The following is a 2,696-nucleotide window of genomic DNA, read 5'->3' as shown; positions in this document are numbered from 1 at the left end:
CGGGCGCGAACCGTTGGCTACCCTTGCCGCGTGCCGTCGCTCTTTCGCCGCAAGTCCACCGACCTCGTCGACGAGGCCGTCACCTCGGTGACCCCCGAGGAGACCGCCGACCGTCCCCGGGGTTACACCCCGGCCAAGGGTCGGGAGACGCCGAAGCGGCCGACCGTCGGCCGTCGCCCGGCCGGCCCCACCCGCCCCCTCACCAAGGAGGAGGAGCGGGAGCGGCGCCGCCAGCTGCGTACCGAGGCCGCGGCCGAGTTCCGCCGCGAGGGTGGCCCCCGCGACCGGGGCCCGGAGCGGCTGCTGGCACGCAACGTGGTCGACTCCCGGCGTACCGTCGGCACCTGGTTCTTCGGCGGCGCGTTGATCGTGCTGATCGGCTCGAACGCGGCGATGCCGGCGCCGGTGCGGTTGATCTCCAACGTGCTCTGGGGCGCACTGGCCCTGGGTGTGGTCGTCGACTCGCTGCTGATCTGCCGCAAGATCGGCAAGCTGGTCCGGGAGCGCTTCCCGAAGACCGACCAGCGGATGGGCTCGCTCTACCTCTACGCCGTGATGCGGTCGATCACCTTCCGGCGGATGCGCGCTCCGGCTCCTCAGGTCAAGCTCGGCGACAAGGTCTGATCCCGGCTTCCCGAGCCCGCGTCGCCCCAGTGGCGGCTCCGGCCGCGTTGGGGGCAAAGCGCAGCGGGAAGCATCCGGGCAGCGGCCGTTCGTTGTAGCGTGCGCGTAGTTCATCACGGTGAACAGGTCGCCAGTTGTTCGTCACCTCGCACGTTGATCCAATGGAGCGAACACGCATGCCTGGAGAACCGGCTGCCCCGTTGGCCACCATCGCTGCCGCCCTGCGCCGCGAACGGGAGCGCCTCGGGATCTCGCCGGCCGAGCTGGCCCATCGGGCGGGGGTGACCGAGTCGACGCTCTCCCACCTGGAGTCGGGGACCGGCAACCCGAGCGTCGAGACGCTCTGGGCGCTCGGCGTGGCGCTGGGCGTACCGTTCAGCCGGCTCGTGGAGCCGGCGGACGTCGACATCCGGGTGATCCGCGCCGGGGAGGGGCCCCGGGTCCGTTCCGAACAGGCCGACTTCGCCGGGACGCTGCTCAGCGCCGGCACGGCGCACCTGCGCCGGGACGTCTACCTGATCGAGTTGGAGCCGGGCGCGGTCCGGGAGGCGGACGGGCACACCCCCCGCAGCGTCGAGCACGTGGTGGTGGCCGCCGGACGGCTGCGCGTCGGCCCCGAGGCGGGCACCGTGGACCTCGGTCCGGGTGACTACGCGACGTTCCCCGGCGACACGCCGCACCGGTACGAGGCGCTGGTCCCCGGCACCTTCGCCGTCCTCGTCATGGAGCATCCCTGACCCGATGCTCCGGTCCACTCAGCCGGCGGGTGGGGTATCGTCAAAGGTCAGATTGGGTTATCGACCCAAATGTCCGGAACCATCGGATAACGTTTGCGCTCGTGGGCGGTGCCACAGTGGCGGTGAACGAGCCCACGCCGTTACCCTCCATCCGCAGCCACGCCCTGCCGGAATGGGCGACCCGACCGGCACGCGAGGCCCCAGCGCGACAATGTGCAACGAGGTGACAACGCCGTGAGCGAGCGGACGCGAGCCGGCCACCGGGGCGTGGCAGGCGGCGACCGGACGCCCATGGGCCAGCGAGGCACCACCGCGGCCACCTCACCGTCGACGGGGAGCGGCCACGCGGCCGGGTGTGGCGACGGGCTCGACGGATGAACGGCCGCTACACCGACCGGTGGCGGGACCCGAACGAACCGTCCTGGGTGGCCGAGCCGACCACCGAGTGGCACCCCCAGTTCCCCGGCCAGCGCTACCCCGGCGACATCGGCGTCACCCACCAGCCGGCACCGCCGCGCGGACGGGCGACAGTTGTCGGTCGTACCGAGGTGCCGCCGCTCGCGCCCACCCGACCGGACGGCACCTACCTCGGCCGCTCCTGGGCCGACGAGCCTCCGGGCGAGTCTGCCCCCAACGGCCGGTGGGGGGCGGACGACGAGCCGGGCGGGACACCCTCCTACGGCTGGTCACGCAGCGACGAGCGCCCGGTCGACACGACGCACCACGGACGACCCGAGACCCCGCAGTACGACCATGAGCCGTACCGCCGGCCGCTCCCCGAGCCGCCCCGACGGGAGGAGCGCCGCTCCCCCGAGTCGGACCGGCGGACCGCCTGGTCCGACCGGCGACCCAACGACGACCGGGGACCGGCTCGGGAGGCCGCCTGGCACCGCGAGCAGCCCACTTCCGAGCGGTACGACGGCCGCCCGCCCCGACAGGAGCCGGCCGACCGGGACCGGGCGTACCCGACCGCGCCACCCGTCTCCCCCGGGCCCTACTCCCCCGCACCGCGCAGTGACTCCGGCTGGGTGCCCGAGCCGGACGAGGCGCCGCGCCGGCGCGGCACGTCGGAGCGGCCGGCCGCGGGTCACGACCGGCACCCCGGCGACGGGTACGGCACCCGACCGGCCAGGGGCCACGACGGCCGCCCGACCGACGGCTGGGCCGCCGAGGGGGCCGGCCAGTGGGCACCCGTGGACAGCCGCTCCCGCTACCGGGCCGAGGGCCACCCCGACCGCCTACCCGACGACGCCCGCCGCCCGGAGCGGGGCGTTGCCGACGGCCGGTCCCGCGTGGACGCTGGCCCCGGTGCGTCCACCGACCGGCAGCGCCGGC

Annotated in this window: 2 protein-coding genes and 1 pseudogene; all 3 read left to right on the top strand. The window is 74.6% G+C overall.

Annotated features, from left to right (window positions below; genetic code table 11):
- Positions 1 to 30 precede the first annotated feature (30 nt).
- Positions 31 to 624, top strand: coding sequence for a DUF3043 domain-containing protein (locus AB0J68_RS30580; RefSeq protein ID WP_354859767.1), 594 nt, complete (start codon positions 31 to 33; stop codon positions 622 to 624).
- A 176-nt stretch (positions 625 to 800) separates the two neighbouring features.
- On the top strand, positions 801 to 1,361 hold the full coding sequence (locus AB0J68_RS30575; RefSeq protein WP_363942169.1) for an XRE family transcriptional regulator: 561 nt from the start codon (positions 801 to 803) through the stop codon (positions 1,359 to 1,361).
- 374 nt (positions 1,362 to 1,735) lie between these two features.
- Positions 1,736 to 2,696, top strand: a pseudogene (locus tag AB0J68_RS30570) (hypothetical protein); the annotation flags it as partial.

Source organism: Micromonospora sp. NPDC049580, assembly GCF_040675595.1.
Taxonomy (GTDB): domain Bacteria; phylum Actinomycetota; class Actinomycetes; order Mycobacteriales; family Micromonosporaceae; genus Micromonospora.
This window is presented reverse-complemented; position numbering and strand designations above follow the sequence as displayed.